Source organism: Loigolactobacillus backii (assembly GCF_001663675.1).
In the GTDB taxonomy this organism is placed as follows: Bacteria; Bacillota; Bacilli; order Lactobacillales; family Lactobacillaceae; genus Loigolactobacillus; species Loigolactobacillus backii.
The window spans coordinates 1,556,398-1,571,743 of record NZ_CP014873.1 but is presented as its reverse complement, the minus strand read 5'-3'; the positions used below and the strand labels follow the sequence as shown (position 1 = coordinate 1,571,743).

Sequence of the window (15,346 nt, the reverse complement as noted above, 5' to 3'; positions counted from 1 at the left end):
AAAATCCTATTTACGGATGATGTCCATTCTCCTAGTGCAAAGCTCGCACACTCGAAACATGGCACCTCCTAGCCTTTTAGGTCTATTTTGTACAACTCACACCTGCCAGCCCCTCACTTATTTAACCCTATTTTCCAGCTCATCCCCGTGCTGCGGCAAAAAGATCATTTGCCGAGGGAGAAACAAAAAACTGAGCTCGGCCAAACTGCCAGAACGATTTTTCTTAAACAGCAAGTTCACGTGACGCTCACTTTGGCGCTCTTCAGCCTGATTGGGGCAGTAAAGAAAGGCCACCACGTTTGAATCCTGCTCAATACTGCCGGACTCGCGTAAATCCGCCAGTTGCGGCGTTTTGTCCGGCCGCTTTTCTAACTCACGATTTAGCTGGGAAAATAGTACAATCGGGATATCCAGCTCGTTGGTTAACAGTTTCAATTCCCGGGTGATCTGTTCAATTTCCAAACGGCGATCACTTGAGCGAGCCTGCACTCGTTCTAAACTAGTGATTTGCAAATAATCAATCACCGCAAAATACTTACCCTTGGGTGCCCGCCGCGCGTTATCGCGAATCACTTTGATGATTTGTGGTAAAACTAAAATCTTATCGTGGAGATTCATTTTTTGTTTGATCACGTTGGGCACAATTTTTTTGACACTGGCCTTTTCGTTACCAGTCAAAACTCCCGCCGGATTGCTAAACTTGTTGACGGGAATGCCCGTGTGGTAAGAAACGGTGCGGTAAAAATTATCTTCGCCAGTCATTTCCAGGGAAAATAAATCGGCCACCACTTGCGGATCTGTCCGTAAGGCGCTCTGAATTAAATTAAGACCAAACGCTGATTTACCAACCCCTGGCCGGGCGCCAATTGTCCACAAAACCCCACCGTGCAGGCCGTTGCCCAAAACAGAATCCACGTCCGCAAAAGTTTTAATGCCCGTTGGCCGCGGATTGTCCAAATAGTGCAGCAAATCCGCACCGTAATCGGATAATGGTTTGGTGGGCAACGCAGGCAAATTCATGTCGTGAAGTTCTTGGCCTAACTGCAAAACAAAATCCAAATTTTCCACACTGGGGTATTTCGTGTACTCGCTGGCCCGGGCCTGAATTTCACCCTGCAAATACCAAAAGTGCAGGCCGTGAACCGCATCGTTAAAATTGGCCTCACTAACTTTGGCACTGCTCATTTCCTGCCACTGCTGCTCGTCTAATTCAGCCGGGAAAGTGGCCAAAAAGCGCGTCTGAATTTCGTTAGCACTTTTAAACTCACCACGATTGTCCAAAATAAAACGCAGCAGCGTCCGGTAATGTTCAGCTCCCAGCCACTTGGGTTGAATTAGTTTCGTTTTAATCACTTCTGGATGGAGCAACAAATAGGCGCAAATCTGAATTTCAAACATCATTTAAGGCGGCCTCCACTTCTTTTTGGCTAAAATTGGCGTGTTCAACTTCAATCACCCGCATGATTCTACTTAAATCACCGTTATTTTGCTGAATGATTAACTTTAAATACTCCTGACGACTGTGCTGGATCATTTTCGGTTTGGCGCCGTTACTAGGTTGAACGGGCAATTCGTTACAGTATTGGGCAAATTTGGCCCCGCAAATAGTTAACGGCCGAATGTAGGCGTGAAAATCGGTATTAGCCCATTGCTGCTGTTTGTACTGAATGACTCTTTTGATCAACGCAGGCGAATGACCGTTGCGCAACTGAATTAAAAGCGGCTGAATATTTTCAATGGCGACACCAAAATTTTTGCCGGTGAGTTGATTAAAGTCCCGCAGTAATTTTAATAGCACTTGCTTTTCCGTTGCCGTAATTTCTAGAGCATCCCACTGGGCCTGTTCCTGCAACTTAAGCAGCCGCTGCCGTCTCAAGGCCGCCTGCTTTTCCACCGCTAGTAACTGCTGGTAAGTTGGGGTTGATGCGTTAGTGGCCGAATTGGCCATTGCCCCGGACGTTGAATTTAAGCCTAGCCGAGTTGTTGGATTAAACCTTGCGACTGCTTTTTCTCCAGCAATAGTGTTACTTTGAAAATCAGCTTTCCCCCCAGTTGTTTCAGCGACTTGAAAACCTGCCTTCGCCCCGGCCATTGCGGCGGTCCCCTGCTTTTCGGGGATAATGTAACGTTGCCAATCCAGGATTTGTAAGTGTTGTTCGGCCGTCCAACAAACTAATTTGGCGGCGATTAAACCCGCTAATGTCGCTTCCAGGTACTCGGACCGATAGCTGTGACAAAAGTGGCGGATCTGCGCCAATTGAATGGGTTCGCTTTTTTTTAAATAGATTTCACCATGATCATTTACCTTGGCCGCCGCAAATAACAGTTCCTGAAATAAGAAATAGTAACTCTTTCCTTGACTGAAGTTGGTACTTCTAAATAGGTATTGAATTTTAGGACTGTTTAAAAAGTTATTTGGTAGTTGAATCATCTTCTTAAACCTCTTTTTTAAATTATTTTTTTAAACCTAACAGAACTAATAACAATTTAGCAGCCTATTTTGTGACCCAAATTGACCAAATTTCCGCCCAAAAAGCGTTTTTTTGTAAACTTTTTGTAAACTTTACAAAAAGTTTTGTTCACTATTTCGTTTTAGTAAAAAGTCATTCATTGATTTTCCATGATCGCTTATCCTTCACAACGAGTCATGATCAGGCAATTCAACACGCCAAATAAGTACCGGCCAATCGGCTTATTTGCCATTGCTGCCAGCTGTGCTCCTTAGACTAGTTTTCAATAATCCACACCAATCCAGCAGTGGCTGCTTCCTGAGATTCGCCGCCATTTTTAGCCGCACTTCATAATCTTCAAAGTTTCTTTACAATTATCAGCGAAATTAGTGCTATTATTATTTAAATAATCAAACCATAAATTTAGCGCCGACCAAATACGTTTGAAAAAGCAGCTTCCGATGCTTTCCCGGACAAATTTAGTTTAAACGTGTTTGAAAAAAGCAGCTTCTTGCGGTGACTGAGATGAACTTAGTTGCAAGCAGTTATTGGCTTTATAACTGTGTCCCTTGGCTTTTGCCACAAGAATGGCCATCGTCCGTAGCATCAGGATTATTAGCGTTTTGGGCTGCGCTTCGGACTTCGATTCATCTTAGTCCGATCGCCATCGTAAGCGCGGCTAGTAATAATCCCCAATTGCGGAGTAGAACCTAACCGCTTTTTCAAACACTCTAGATCAACGAAAGAGGGTCGCTTGTGAGAAGTCGTAAACAAAAAAAACGGATGGGTAAATGGAAATGGATCCTCATCATTGTGTTGCTGGCACTTGTTGGCGTGGCTGTTTACGCCGGTGTGGCCTACTACAAGGTTCAGGAAACTGCCAATGACGTTTATTCCAACGCCGATTCAGCCAGCAAATCTGCCAGCCAGCAAATTAAGGCCAAGAAACCAATCTCGATCCTACTATTAGGTATCGACACTGGCTCCGACGGCCGAACTGATAAAGGCCGTTCCGACACAATGATGGTCGCCACGATCAATCCGAAAACGAAAAAGACAACTTTAATGAGTATTCCCCGGGATACCTTAGCTTCAATGAAGGCTGATGGTGAAAGCTCAATTCAAAAGATTAACGCCGCCTACCAGATTGGCGGTTCAACCACGGCCAAAAATACCGTTAAAAATTTACTTAACGTGCCAATTAACTATTACTTAACGATTAACATGGGTGGCATGAAGGATCTGGTTAACGCAGTCGGCGGCGTCACCGTCACTAGCAAGTACACCTTTAACTTCAACGGCATCACAATCACTAAAGGCACCCACCACTTAAACGGCAAACAGGCACTCACCTTTGCCCGCATGCGCTATCAGGATCCTTTAGGCGATTACGGCCGCCAATTGCGCCAGCAACAAGTCATCAAGGCTGTTGCGAAGAAATTATTATCCGCTAACAGTTTGACCAATTATCAAAAAGTTCTGAACATCGTCAAAAAGAACATCCGAACCGACATTAGTTTCGGCGACATGACCTCCATGGCCAAAAGCTACCGGGCAGCCGGCAACACGATTAAATCCGACCAGCTGCAAGGTCAAGACGCCACGATCAACGGTGGCTCTTACCAAATTGCTTCCACCAAAGAACTTAACCGCGTCTCCAAAAAATTGCGCAACCAATTAGGCTTAAGCGCGGCTAAGGTGAAGAACAAGGAAGTTTCCATGAATAAGGCGAACCCTTACTTTGATGGTGTCAACTACACCACCTACAACGTGGAAACGGACACCAGCGAAACGGACGCCACGGGCACTGAAGGCACTGAGTCTAGTGGAACTGAAGCTACGGGAACCACTGGCACCCAAGGTAACACCCAACAGAGCAGCGGCCCCACCGCAACCTGGTCGCAAAATAACAGCGCCAACCAGCAAGGCGCTAACTGGTAGCGTGTTTTAACGAGACATAAAACGGACTAGCACCTGTTATAGAAGTCAAACTAAAAAGGCGTCCTCCTGACTAAGTTAGCCGGGCGGACGCCTTTTTGGTGGATTTTATTTGGAAAATGACTGGAAAATCTTACTTCTATTGCTGATGAACGACTTGTTCTCTCACCAGGCTAGGTTTGGAAAAGCTCTGAGTATTTCCTAGATCAATTTACATTAGGCAGATTTAAAAAAACAGTTCCCTGTGCTTTTTCAAACATTTTCTAAGAAAGCCCACAATACCGCCGCTCCCTAATCTGCATTTGTTTACTAAGTTGCTTGTAATCACGATCATCGAGAAATTTGTAAACCCGTTTCAAATCAACAAGGTTTTCTTTAATGGCCTTCCAATCAGGCTGCTCTAATTCAAAATCGGCCATCGTGCGGGAAAAGTAGCCGTCGTTAGGCGCTGGATAATTGATGGTGACCTGATAGTCGCTGGTCATCCGCAATAGTTGCTCACTACCTTTGCGCAGATTGAAACGCAGCCGGGCCGCCTTATGCATGGAGCGCATTATCGTTTGGGATTTGGCCACAACCCGCACCCGCAGACCAGTTGTAAAAACGAGATCACTCACTGCGGCTGCCACCGGCTGAGCATTATCAAAATGTTGCCCAACCACCCAGTACAACTCTTTAGCTTTTTCACGACTCAGCGGTACCAGCACTAAACGCCCCATTGTGTACGGCACCAACCGCGTTTGCCCCGTTGAACGGGCCAAGCGTTTCGAATCGCCGTAGTGAAAACATTGCTGATTAAAATAACCCATGACTAATTTTTCGGTAGTTTCCGGACAAAAGTAAATGTGCCCCGCCACCGTAATTACAACGCTGTAGTAGAATTCCCCACCACGTTCCACCGCCGGATTTAATTCCGCCACCAGCATGGCGTTGCTGCCTAACTCATTGTGCTGGTGAAAACGCGCCTGCTCGTAATACTGAGCCAATTTTGTCAGATCGATCAGGTCTGGTAGCTTAGTCATCCCAGCCACCACCCTGCCGTTTAAAATGCCAACTGTCTAATTTATTCCCAAAAGTAATCACTAATTTACCCCTCCGTAACTGAATTAGCATTCTTTTACGCAATTTGCGAAAAATAATGCCTTTCCAGCATAACAAATTTGTTAACGCTAACAAATAAAGGTGGGAAAATTTTAATTTAAGGCCGTGATCTTCTAATTTCTATCTCGCGTAATCGTCATTTAATTGCCACCACACTATTAGGTAGGTTACTGAATTTAATTAGGCAACTAAAGTTAAACTCATTTTTCAGGACAGTGAGCAATCCAAAAGACTAATTTTGGCAAATAAAAATGGAACCCAATGACAGGTCCCACTCAAAAATTAAATTTAGTCATTAACCAGCAACAACCACCTTAATCAGCCCTTTAATCTGTAAGCCTTAAAAAGCTTTCCGGCAACGGCGCCGTTATTGTAACTGGCGTAAAACTAAAGGGCAACAACAAACGCATCTTGGCCGAATGTAAAAATAACCGGGAATAGGCCACGGCTTGGGGATCGTACAACGGATCACCTACCACAGGGTGCCCCAAGTAACTAAACTGCACGCGAATTTGGTGAGTCCGGCCGGTTTCTAATTGAATCGCTAACAAGGATTTGGTCGGTGTTTCTTGCAAAACGTGGTAGTGCGTGACTGCAGTTAGCGCGTCCGGCCCACCAACTTGCCGTTTGCGCTTGTCCAACGGATCGCGCCCAATCGGCAAATTGATCGTGCCCCTAGCCGGCAAATGCCCGTGAACCCAGGCCCGGTATTGCCGCGTGATTCGCTTACTACTAATCAAACGATTGAGAATCGGCAGCACCACCGGATTTTTTGCCACAATAAGGGCCCCGCTAGTAGCGCGATCAATTCGGTGAACCACGTAGGCCGGCGACTGCAAATAAGCCGTGACATGACTCATCAGCGTGCCCTGCTCCCCCGGCCGATTCGGGTGCGTTTTAATCCCCGCCGGCTTGTCCACCACCAATAAATCATCATTTTCGTACAAAACGTGCACCAAACTAGCGTCACCACCATGATAATCAGGCCGTGGCGTACTGAAATCAGCCGCGTAAAAAGTTAGCAGCACATCATCGCCGGTTTTTACTGGTGTATAAACTGATTGATAACGCCCATTTATCCGGATTATGCGCCGAATTCGCAAATAATAACAAATCGTTTTCGGAATTAATAAATCACGACGCAGGTACTGCTTTAACCGGTGGCCCGACTGCGCGGCGGTCACAGTACAGTGATATTGCCATTTTTGCATAATATTCTTCCTTCAGCTTTTAGACTACTTTTAGTTTAACCAAAAATAAGGAGGCTGCCAAATTGATTTGGACGTGGGATTGGCTTATGAGCGGGTAAACTCATTGCTGAATGACACGTAATATGCTATCTTGAAGATGTAACTAATAAAGACTAGTCGTCATACTCTGTCAAAGGTACCAAAAACGGGATCTGCTTACACAGACCCTTCGCAAAACCGTTTAAGACGGTTAACATTGTATTATTGGACTAAAATAGTCGTTTATACTCGGTCAAAAGTATAGTGGACGGCTATTTTTTATTGTCATTAAGTAGTTTAAAGAGTGTTCGAAAAAGCGCCCAGATTCTACTCCGCAGTTGAGGATTATTAGCCTAGATCGCTAATAATCTTGATGCTACGAACGATGGCCATTCTTGTGGCAAAGTTCGTGCCGCAAGAAACATGGTCCTGAGGATTACTAACGTTGTCGATCGGACTAAGATGGACCGAAGTCCGAATCGCAGCCTAAACAGACGAATTATCTGTGCAACAGATGATTTGGCTGTTATAGCTACTATTCCGCAATTGAGGATTATTAGCTTAAATACGCTAATAATCCTGATGCTCCATACGTTGTCCATTCAACTATGGCGAAAAGCGCCAAGTTGAAACATGGCAACCGCAGGAATCTGCTTTTTCAAACACGTTTTCACTAAATTAGTCTGGTAAACACTATTAAAAGTATTTTCTAAACGAGACCTAGATAAAGTATAATTCATTGATGAATGACATTTATTATGCTATATTGAAGATACAAAAAACGGGATCTGCTCAAACAGATCCCTCGCAAAACCGTTTAAGACGGTTGACATTTTGTATGGCTCTTCGTCAACTGTTGTTGGTGAATCCATATTTCGAGTTCTAATCACTTCGTGATTAGGGCTCTTTTTGTTTTGATTTTGAAAACGTATAGTACTCGAGTTCTAAACCTCCAGAAGCTGCGATAGCCAAAACTGGCTCGTTTGATCGCCTTGATTTTATTATTAGAACCTTCCAAAGGACCATTTGAATAGTGTGTGGTAAAGGTGTTACGAATCTCATCATGATGGCTTTCAAGTGTTTTAATCGTGTTCTTCATTTCTTCAGAATACGTTTTGTTATTCCAAAATGCCGCATTGTAGTTATGCCAATCTTGATGTTGGACAGCTGACCGGACGCTGTTTAAGACTTGATAAGTTTGTTCTAGTTCTGAATCCAACGATAACAGCTGATGGACAACATCGGTGGCAGCCATCCAGTAAGGAAAATTAGTCCACTTTTTGAATTGTTCAAAGTTAAGCTGTTCAGTTGGTACTAACAACAGCTTCCAGTAGCGCTTAAGGGCGTGAAATTCGCGAGAAGACGGGGTAAACTTCTTCATCACCTTGATTCTGGTTTTGTTAAACGCCCGATTTAGGGCGTTGATAATATGAAACTTGTCCATGACCACCATGGCATTGGGGAACACGGTCTGCACAAGCTTGGGGTAGGTATAATTCATATCAGTCACAATAATTTTGACGTTTTCTCGGGCAGCTTGATCGAAGCGGTAAAAATACTTCTCTAGTTTATTGATGGTTCGATAAGGGAGTAAGTCGATTAATTCATGGGTTTCGCCATTCATGAACTCAAAGCTCATGGCACCAGTAGCGCTCTTGGTACTCTTCACCTCATCCATTAAGATGATCTCTGGTAAATAGTGCCAATTGGTTTGAAAGTCTCGTTCAGCGCGCATTAACTGGCGGCCCACAAATGAATCTGATGCCGATACTTCATTGGCAATGTGCTTCAAAGAGACCGGTTCACCGAGCTTCTCTAGGCATTCTTTGCGGCTGGTGTTTGAAATTGTACAGTGTTTCGGAACTGCCAATGTTTGTGCAAGAAAGTTGCCGTGACATTCTTTACAGTGGAAATAGCGGCGCTTTAAGGCTAAGATGACGGTGTTGCTCAGAACCTTCGAGAATCTGATAGTGGTATTGCGCCAGCCGTAGTTAATAATCTTTTGATCATTGATAATCCCGCACTTGGGACAAGCCTTCGGCGTGTAATCCAAGTGGCCAGTTAAGCGAATAACCCCGTCTTCTCCAGTTTCACCGTCAGTAATTTTTAGGTTCTCGTCAGCTATTCCTAATAATAATTTTGTAGTATCATGACACATAGGGCATTTCCTTCTTTCTGAAAAATCTTCGTGGTGGTTGACTTGGATGAACGGACAGGAAATGTCCGCTTTTTTATTCTAGCCATAAATAAAAAATCTGTCATCAGTAATAGATGAAAATCTATTACCAACAACAGATATTGTAGAACCCATAAACTATAGCCGAAGACATTTTCTTGTCTTCGGCTTTTTCTATACCAATTCCGATTAAATACCCACAAATATTCAAAAAATCTCCCCACCCAATAGCCTTTATCAGTGATTTGCCGAACAATACTTGACCGACATTTTTCATGATTTACTTGTCACATTTGAAAGTTAGCGTTTACATAATTACTTATAATTTTGTTATTCTTAAAACGTTTTCTAGCGCTAGGAAACACAATTCTGCCTTCACGGCAAAGGAGTGTTTCTGTTGACCCAAAAAACTGATTTAGAACAACAAGCCTTTTCCTGCCTCGCCGCCAATCCTGGCATCATTTATGGTGCGCTCAAGGCCGCCGGTATCTATTACTGGCATTCGGAGTTCGCCGATTATTACCAGGATAGCGTCCTCGATTACGTCACTGGCTTCGTGGATTACTACCAAAGTGGTAGCCAGCTCAACCGGGAAAGTTACATCTACACCCACATTATTTGGGCAAATAAAAATCGGCGTAACACTTTTAGTAAACAACAAAATTGCTGCGTTTCTAGCGAACTACTGCAACGAACCGAAAAGCCTGACGATATGGCCGAATTTACCACCAAAGAAGCCAGCCAATTCAGTGAGCTGATTGCCACAATTCAAGCCGATGACCACTTTAACCTGCTGATGACCAGACTTAGCGAAAACGAGCGCTATTACCTTTGGCGCGCCTACCGAGCCGATCAAAACATGGTTCAAATTGCCAAAGAGTTAGGCATTAATCGCCGCAGCGTTTACCGAATTCGCGATCGAGTTCGGCGCCAAGCTGAAAATTTGTTCAGCGATTAAGGTCACAAATCCGGCCGCTAAATTGTTATTAGTATGTAAGGGTAAAAATGGTGGCCACCTGATTAGATCTTACAAAATATTTAGAGTGCGGAAAAAGGCGGTTAAATTCTGAGGATTGGCCTAAGAAGGCGGATTGGCCGTGAAACGGACGAGACGACTTCTGTAGCCAACCGCAGGAATTTGCCTTTTGGAACACGTTTATACCGCCTTTTTCTGCACTCTATAACAGGAGGACAATCTCATGGATGATTGGATTAAAACGAACGTTGAAATTAAGGTCACTGGGCCTGACATCGCCAACGAAGCGACACGGGTTTTTCATGACTGCAAAGAAGAAGTAACGACAGAACAGCTAACTGGTCTTGGCAAAGTTGTTGAGAATCTCTCCGGTCAGCGTGCCAACGCCGCCGTTACCGTTTATTACCGCCGCCACGACTTTCCCGGAATTGAGGAATAGTCCAGCGAACTAGACCGTGTTTGAAAAATAAGTCCCCGGATGCCTTTCCAAACACGCCTAAATTAATGAAAAGCAGTTTAGTCATTGATTTAACGAGTCACACTGCCAATTAGTGATCACACTGACTATAGGCTAACTGTAGAATTCAGGCGCAAAAATACACAGATTAATCGAAAACTACAGTTAGTCTCGCAGACGATCCTAAAACGGCCTAAGCATTAAGGCGGTGCTATCTTTTCCAGGTACACTAGAAAAATGATCAGCCGCCGTGAATGAAATTTTGCGATTAACGTAAAATCGACCCTAACGAATTAAGGAGGTCCCACCTATGAAACAACTTGATATGGAATTCACCAGTGAAAACGGCAAAGAGAAGCATTTGCGAATGAATTACGCTTCCCAGAATCTTGACGAAACAACTGTCAAGACGGCAATGCAGACAATCGCCGAACTAAAAATGTTCGAAATCGATTTTGCCAACCCCTACGCCCACCCGGTTCAGGCCAGCTACACTGAACGCACAGTAACACCAATTTTCAGTGATAAGAAAAAGAGTGAAAAAGCGGACGCGTAAGCTTGTAGTTTAACGCACAACTAATAGTACAGTAATTACCAATTGGGTTAGTTTTTTTCTAACAAAAAGTAAGCTGTCCCTAACGTACAACTAACCAAGTTGCTTTTTAAAAATGTAAAAGATTTGACTACAATTACCGTTGTTGCCAATTTAAAAAAAGTTCCACTAATCTCTGATGAGTTAACTACATTTTAACCACATTAATTCTGTAATAGTTAGTTGCTTATCAGTAAATTAGATTTTTTCATTTTTACGATTGCTAATTACTGGCACCTATCGTATAATTGGATTTGCAATAGTTATCCACCCCCAACAGGCAGATAATTATTTCTCTACCTAAAAAGTAGTAACAGCCCAGTTACTCCTAGTGAAACCCCTCGTCGATGATGAGGGGTTTTTGCTTGGAGTGGGACAAAAGTCGTTTTTGGGTTTACTGCGTAACGTAGACTAATCAAATAACCGTACTATGGTTATTCGATTAGTCGTAGTTAGGCACGTGAACCCAGACTTTTGGCGCACATTCTAGGGTAACGTTTAGAAACAATGAGCGACTAGGAATTTTCCCCCAGCCTCTTTGCTTGGAAAAATTATTCTAATAAAAAGCCTTACGCCATACCCGCAAAGTTGCAAGTATGACACAAGGCTTATTCAGAGCCATTTATTCGTTTATTCTAGCGTAATTACCTGGCTGGCCTTACCTAATTTCTGGAAAATTTCGTACATATTAGTGGTTCCACCAACTTTCAGTTCGGCCTCAACATCATGGTAATTCAGGCAAGTTCCACAAGATAGGATTTCGACACCTTCATCAGCGAGGTTTTTAATATCCTCCAGAGCGTCATTTTCCTTTGTCGTTAAAAAGATGCCGTCATTATAGAAAATAATCGAACTTGGTAGTGGCGCAGTCTGATCAATTGTAAAGATGAGCCCATTCATCAAAATCGTACCCAGTTCTTCTGGCCCTGTACCCATGACCTTTTTACCGATCATAATGACGGTGCCACCACCATTTTGATTAGGCGCCTGTTCAATTGGTTGATCCTTTTCCACTGTATCCTTCACTTCGATATTCACCTCATATTCGTCTTCCTTAAGCTTCTTTTCTGAGTAGGTTCCTTCCAATTTATCCGCTAATTTTTTGAGATCTTCAAGCGCCTCTTCGTTCACCGTAACGCTAACCACTGGATCCTCTTCTAACGCCAATTTGGTCATAATAATCGGTTTAGGACAGGGAACGCCACGAGCATCTAATTTTTGCATGATTGATTTCTCCTTTATTTATGTATGTTTGAAAATTGGTTTGATTGCGGTACTTTTTCTGTAAATGTGTTGAAATGGTATTGTTGTGGGCCTATCAGGAGCACATATAAGCCAGAATCCTACTAGTCTTCCCTGGCTAGTTTGGCTTAAACGTGTTCGGCCTAAACGTGTTCGGCCTAAACGTGTTTGGAAAGGCAGATTCCTGCGGTTGCCATGTTTCAACTTGGCGGTTTTCGCCATAGTTGAATGGACAACGGATGAAGCATCAGGATTATTAGCGTATTTTTGCTAATAATCTTCAACTGCGGAATAGTAGCTACAACAGCCAATTCGTCTGTTTAGGCTAATCCTCAGAATCTAAGCGCCTTTCCAGACACTCTTCCAACTACTCCTGATACTTCTTCCGCAATAACTTCGCCGCCCGCACAATGGCACGCATTTTTCGTTCGGCAACTTCTGCGTTACTGATAACACTGTTGGAGAACGTTCCGAAGCCGCAATCTGGATTGAGCCAGATTTTTTCTTTCGGTAAGTATTGCAGCGCCTTTTCAACTCGAGCCATGATGTCATAAGGATTTTCAATTTCACTACTGCGGGGATTGGTGGACCCAATGCCTAACGCGAACGTTTTATTCAGACCGTTGTCGTACAATTCTGAAATGTCGCCAGCTCGTTTGACAGAAAACTCAAGGAACAAAAGATCCGGTGAAATTTCATTAAACGTGTCGACTAGTGGCGCGTATGAGCCAGATAGCATCGCATTTTCATCCGTCCCCCAGTTGCCGCGGCAAGTATGTAGAGCAGCAATCGATTTACTACGGTCAATTTGAGCAAATAGACGCTTGATTAGGTCAGTCGCAAAGGCCAACTCATCTGCCTTATCCCGTTTTTTGGAAAGTGATGAACACATGAATGAGCGCTCGGAATTAGACGCCGCACTAAACACAATTTCAGTTAAAACAGGTTCGTCAATTTGAATGATATCCACACCAATTGCCTGCAGGTGCTGAACCTCTTTTGTTAGTAGCTTAAGAATATCTTCGGCCATTTCTTCTTGGTTTTTATAGGCCGGCATACTGGCGTTAGGCACCCAAATCGAACGCGCCAGTAAATACGGACCCGGTAACTCAATTTTGACTGGCTGCTTCGTTTGCTGCTTCAAAAATTGCAGGTCTTCCACCGTCAATCCTTGCGCATAACCAAGCTTGCCCACGCACACAGCGTTGTTAATGGCACTCAACTTAACGCCGGCCCGATTAATCAACTCGTCCGCAAAACTACAGTCCGAGCCTAAAACATCAGAAAAACGTAACATATCCATTAATTCAATGCCGTCAAACCGCTGCGCCACGTATGATGCGTAGTTATCGCGGTTCAACTCACCATCACTAATGACATCTAACCCAAGTTGCTCCTCCATTTTGATAACCGATATTTCCTGTTGCCGAGCGACAGCATCAAGACTTGCCTGAGAAAAATCAGGTTTGCCAATCGCCTTAATCGCCGCCAACACATCTGGATTCCGTGGCCAACTACCGACCATTGAAACCGGAAACAGTGGAAATTTCGTCGTCATCTAATCACCCCATTCTATGTATTCAGGTTTCAGTTACCAAGACCAGTCTTTTGTAACCGATTTCATAATAGCATTAAGCTAATTAATTCACAATTCAAATTAAAACAATCTAATGTTACTATTATTAATTAATTCTTTAGGTGCTTTGAAGAATTAATTATTTGAAATGTCGTTAATCCCCTGTATATTCATTGACTAACGGAAATCTCTGCAAAAAAAGAACCTAACTAATTTAAATAGTTAGGCTACATTTTTTATTATGTTAATCATATTCAGTTAACAATTAGTGAAGGCATTCATTTTTGCATTCATTTCAGAATAGGAAATTCCTTCGATACTAGCTTGTTGCTCACTATTAAGGATAGCGATGAAGTCATTGACCTGTTCCTGTTTTGCATTTTGATCGTCAATTACCGCAATAAACTTTCCTGGTTTGTTGGTCGTAAAGCGGCTGATATAACTAGCGTCCCACGAGAATACTTTAGCCGAATTAGTAAATTGTGGACTATGAAAAGTTCGTACCAAAGTATCGCCATTTCTTTTGGTGGGAATCATAAAATCAAAAATAAAAGAGCGGCCATTTGGTGCAACAACGGCCCGAGAACGATTATAAAGAATTTGTTTAGCCGTTAGTATATTCGCTACTTCATCAGTAAATAAACTAAAAACACTTTTAGATTCAGTATACGTTAAATCAATAATTTTTAGAATTCCCTGCAACAAACGTTGTTTTGCGTTAGGAAAATCATTCCGCTTAGTAATTATAAATAATTTTTTTGAATTTGTTTGCTTTTCAATACCAAAAGTATCTAAAACATCGGCCATTATTTTATTTCTTGTTTTGCTTCTTTTATCAAACAAAATACCCTTAGTACGCAAACCATCAAGCGTATCGCCATTATCAGTAATTAAGACCTGACCATCCTGATCGGGATAGAGATAGAGATCAATCCCATCGGAAAAGTCATCGAGAAATGGGGTTTTAATTTCCACAACTGGCCGAGAAGCGGAACCAACATCGGCAAATGATTCTTGCTCACTCAACCAATCAAAATATTCGTTTTTGAGTTTCATTGCGTTAAAATCAGATATCATTGTCCTCAGGCCTCCAATATTCGTTCAATTTCCTTTGAATGTTAGTATAGCGTAGAACATCTTCAAATGTCCGTAATATATTATCTATATTAGGAAATTTTTTTGAATCCAGTAGATAGGCAATGCGATCTTTCTTACTATAATTCGGATTATAAATATGAATGTGCGGATAATTTCTTGCGCTTTTTTCATTGGGATTCCTATGCCGGCCGCCAATATCTACGCGAATCAATTGAATATTGGATTTTTTAAAACGTAAATTAATTGTGTATTTAGGCCGAATTATCAACGGATCACCACAAAATACATGTAAAATATATTCTATATCATCAACATCACCTATAATTACGGTGTCCCCATCTATTTCTGTTCCCTTTAACATAACCGAATGCTCAATCTTTGAGCGCAATTGATCAAAGGCTAATAATCTGCTTGGATATTTAAGGCATGAACCAAATGGTCAACATCTGTTTCAGTTAAATTGTCCTCTTCAAAAATAGTCACTAACTCACGTCCCGATGAATGTTTTAAG

Annotated in this window: 13 protein-coding genes; 4 read left to right on the top strand and 9 right to left on the bottom strand. The window is 42.8% G+C overall.

Translation table 11 applies throughout. The annotated features are described in order from the left end of the window. Positions 1-117: 117 nt before the first annotated feature. Together AYR53_RS06990 and AYR53_RS06985 are read right to left on the bottom strand one after the other, a co-directional pair. A complete protein-coding gene (locus tag AYR53_RS06990; protein WP_068281027.1) occupies positions 118-1,401 on the bottom strand; it encodes a DnaB-like helicase C-terminal domain-containing protein in 1,284 nt (427 codons plus the stop codon). Then, positions 1,391-2,431, bottom strand: a complete 1,041-nt coding sequence (locus tag AYR53_RS06985; RefSeq protein ID WP_068281031.1) for a conserved phage C-terminal domain-containing protein — start codon at positions 2,429-2,431, stop codon at positions 1,391-1,393. The genes AYR53_RS06990 and AYR53_RS06985 overlap by 11 nt, the downstream gene beginning before the upstream one ends. 802 nt (positions 2,432-3,233) lie before the next feature. Here AYR53_RS06985 and AYR53_RS06980 point away from each other — a divergent pair. Then, the gene (locus tag AYR53_RS06980) at positions 3,234-4,391 is read left to right on the top strand and encodes an LCP family protein (RefSeq protein ID WP_068281035.1); all 1,158 of its coding nucleotides are present in this window, start codon (positions 3,234-3,236) and stop codon (positions 4,389-4,391) included. Positions 4,392-4,651: 260 nt separating this feature from the next. On the opposite strand, the gene AYR53_RS06975 is transcribed toward AYR53_RS06980, so the two are convergent. The 3 genes from AYR53_RS06975 to AYR53_RS06965 all read right to left on the bottom strand — a co-directional run bounded on the left by AYR53_RS06975 (position 4,652) and on the right by AYR53_RS06965 (position 8,876). Beyond that, positions 4,652-5,410 carry a hypothetical protein gene (locus AYR53_RS06975; RefSeq protein ID WP_068281036.1) on the bottom strand — a complete coding sequence of 253 codons (759 nt, stop codon included), beginning with the start codon at positions 5,408-5,410 and terminating at the stop codon, positions 4,652-4,654. Positions 5,411-5,815: 405 nt separating this feature from the next. Beyond that, on the bottom strand, positions 5,816-6,700 hold the full coding sequence (locus tag AYR53_RS06970; protein WP_068281041.1) for an RluA family pseudouridine synthase: 885 nt from the start codon (positions 6,698-6,700) through the stop codon (positions 5,816-5,818). 904 nt (positions 6,701-7,604) lie between these two features. After that, positions 7,605-8,876, bottom strand: coding sequence for an ISL3 family transposase (locus AYR53_RS06965; protein ID WP_068279055.1), 1,272 nt, complete (start codon positions 8,874-8,876; stop codon positions 7,605-7,607). A 415-nt stretch (positions 8,877-9,291) separates the two neighbouring features. On the opposite strand from AYR53_RS06965, the gene AYR53_RS06955 reads away from it, so the two are divergent. The 3 genes from AYR53_RS06955 to AYR53_RS06945 all read left to right on the top strand — a co-directional run bounded on the left by AYR53_RS06955 (position 9,292) and on the right by AYR53_RS06945 (position 10,883). Further along, a complete protein-coding gene (locus AYR53_RS06955) occupies positions 9,292-9,852 on the top strand; it encodes a sigma-70 RNA polymerase sigma factor region 4 domain-containing protein (RefSeq protein ID WP_068281047.1) in 561 nt (186 codons plus the stop codon). A 241-nt stretch (positions 9,853-10,093) separates the two neighbouring features. Then, positions 10,094-10,309 (top strand): hypothetical protein, encoded by a 216-nt coding sequence (locus tag AYR53_RS06950; RefSeq protein ID WP_068281050.1) that lies wholly within the window; start codon positions 10,094-10,096, stop codon positions 10,307-10,309. A gap of 328 nt (positions 10,310-10,637) precedes the next feature. Next, the gene (locus AYR53_RS06945) at positions 10,638-10,883 is read left to right on the top strand and encodes a DUF2922 domain-containing protein (protein WP_068223118.1); all 246 of its coding nucleotides are present in this window, start codon (positions 10,638-10,640) and stop codon (positions 10,881-10,883) included. A gap of 666 nt (positions 10,884-11,549) precedes the next feature. Here the strand turns inward: AYR53_RS06945 and yedF are convergent. From yedF to AYR53_RS06925, 4 genes are all read right to left on the bottom strand, one after another. Further along, complete coding sequence (gene yedF, locus AYR53_RS06940) at positions 11,550-12,143, bottom strand: sulfurtransferase-like selenium metabolism protein YedF (protein WP_068223113.1); 594 nt, start codon at positions 12,141-12,143, stop codon at positions 11,550-11,552. 385 nt (positions 12,144-12,528) lie between these two features. Further along, positions 12,529-13,719, bottom strand: coding sequence for a cobalamin-independent methionine synthase II family protein (locus AYR53_RS06935; RefSeq protein WP_068281052.1), 1,191 nt, complete (start codon positions 13,717-13,719; stop codon positions 12,529-12,531). A 276-nt stretch (positions 13,720-13,995) separates the two neighbouring features. Continuing rightward, positions 13,996-14,814 carry a DUF1828 domain-containing protein gene (locus AYR53_RS06930; protein ID WP_068281053.1) on the bottom strand — a complete coding sequence of 273 codons (819 nt, stop codon included), beginning with the start codon at positions 14,812-14,814 and terminating at the stop codon, positions 13,996-13,998. After that, the gene (locus tag AYR53_RS06925) at positions 14,804-15,196 is read right to left on the bottom strand and encodes a DUF6978 family protein (RefSeq protein WP_068281054.1); all 393 of its coding nucleotides are present in this window, start codon (positions 15,194-15,196) and stop codon (positions 14,804-14,806) included. The genes AYR53_RS06930 and AYR53_RS06925 overlap by 11 nt, the downstream gene beginning before the upstream one ends. Positions 15,197-15,346: the final 150 nt, after the last annotated feature.

Excerpts from the sequence above, each read along its gene's own strand:
- AYR53_RS06990 (WP_068281027.1), bottom strand. The coding sequence starts at position 1,401 with ATGATGTTTGAAATTCAGATTTGCGCCTATTTGTTGCTCCATCCAGAA.
- AYR53_RS06985 (WP_068281031.1), bottom strand. The coding sequence starts at position 2,431 with ATGATTCAACTACCAAATAACTTTTTAAACAGTCCTAAAATTCAATAC.
- AYR53_RS06980 (WP_068281035.1), top strand. The coding sequence starts at position 3,234 with ATGGGTAAATGGAAATGGATCCTCATCATTGTGTTGCTGGCACTTGTT.
- AYR53_RS06975 (WP_068281036.1), bottom strand. The coding sequence starts at position 5,410 with ATGACTAAGCTACCAGACCTGATCGATCTGACAAAATTGGCTCAGTAT.
- AYR53_RS06970 (WP_068281041.1), bottom strand. The coding sequence starts at position 6,700 with ATGCAAAAATGGCAATATCACTGTACTGTGACCGCCGCGCAGTCGGGC.
- AYR53_RS06965 (WP_068279055.1), bottom strand. The coding sequence starts at position 8,876 with ATGTGTCATGATACTACAAAATTATTATTAGGAATAGCTGACGAGAAC.
- AYR53_RS06950 (WP_068281050.1), top strand. The coding sequence starts at position 10,094 with ATGGATGATTGGATTAAAACGAACGTTGAAATTAAGGTCACTGGGCCT.
- AYR53_RS06945 (WP_068223118.1), top strand. The coding sequence starts at position 10,638 with ATGAAACAACTTGATATGGAATTCACCAGTGAAAACGGCAAAGAGAAG.
- yedF (WP_068223113.1), bottom strand. The coding sequence starts at position 12,143 with ATGCAAAAATTAGATGCTCGTGGCGTTCCCTGTCCTAAACCGATTATT.
- AYR53_RS06935 (WP_068281052.1), bottom strand. The coding sequence starts at position 13,719 with ATGACGACGAAATTTCCACTGTTTCCGGTTTCAATGGTCGGTAGTTGG.
- AYR53_RS06930 (WP_068281053.1), bottom strand. The coding sequence starts at position 14,814 with ATGATATCTGATTTTAACGCAATGAAACTCAAAAACGAATATTTTGAT.
- AYR53_RS06925 (WP_068281054.1), bottom strand. The coding sequence starts at position 15,196 with ATGTTAAAGGGAACAGAAATAGATGGGGACACCGTAATTATAGGTGAT.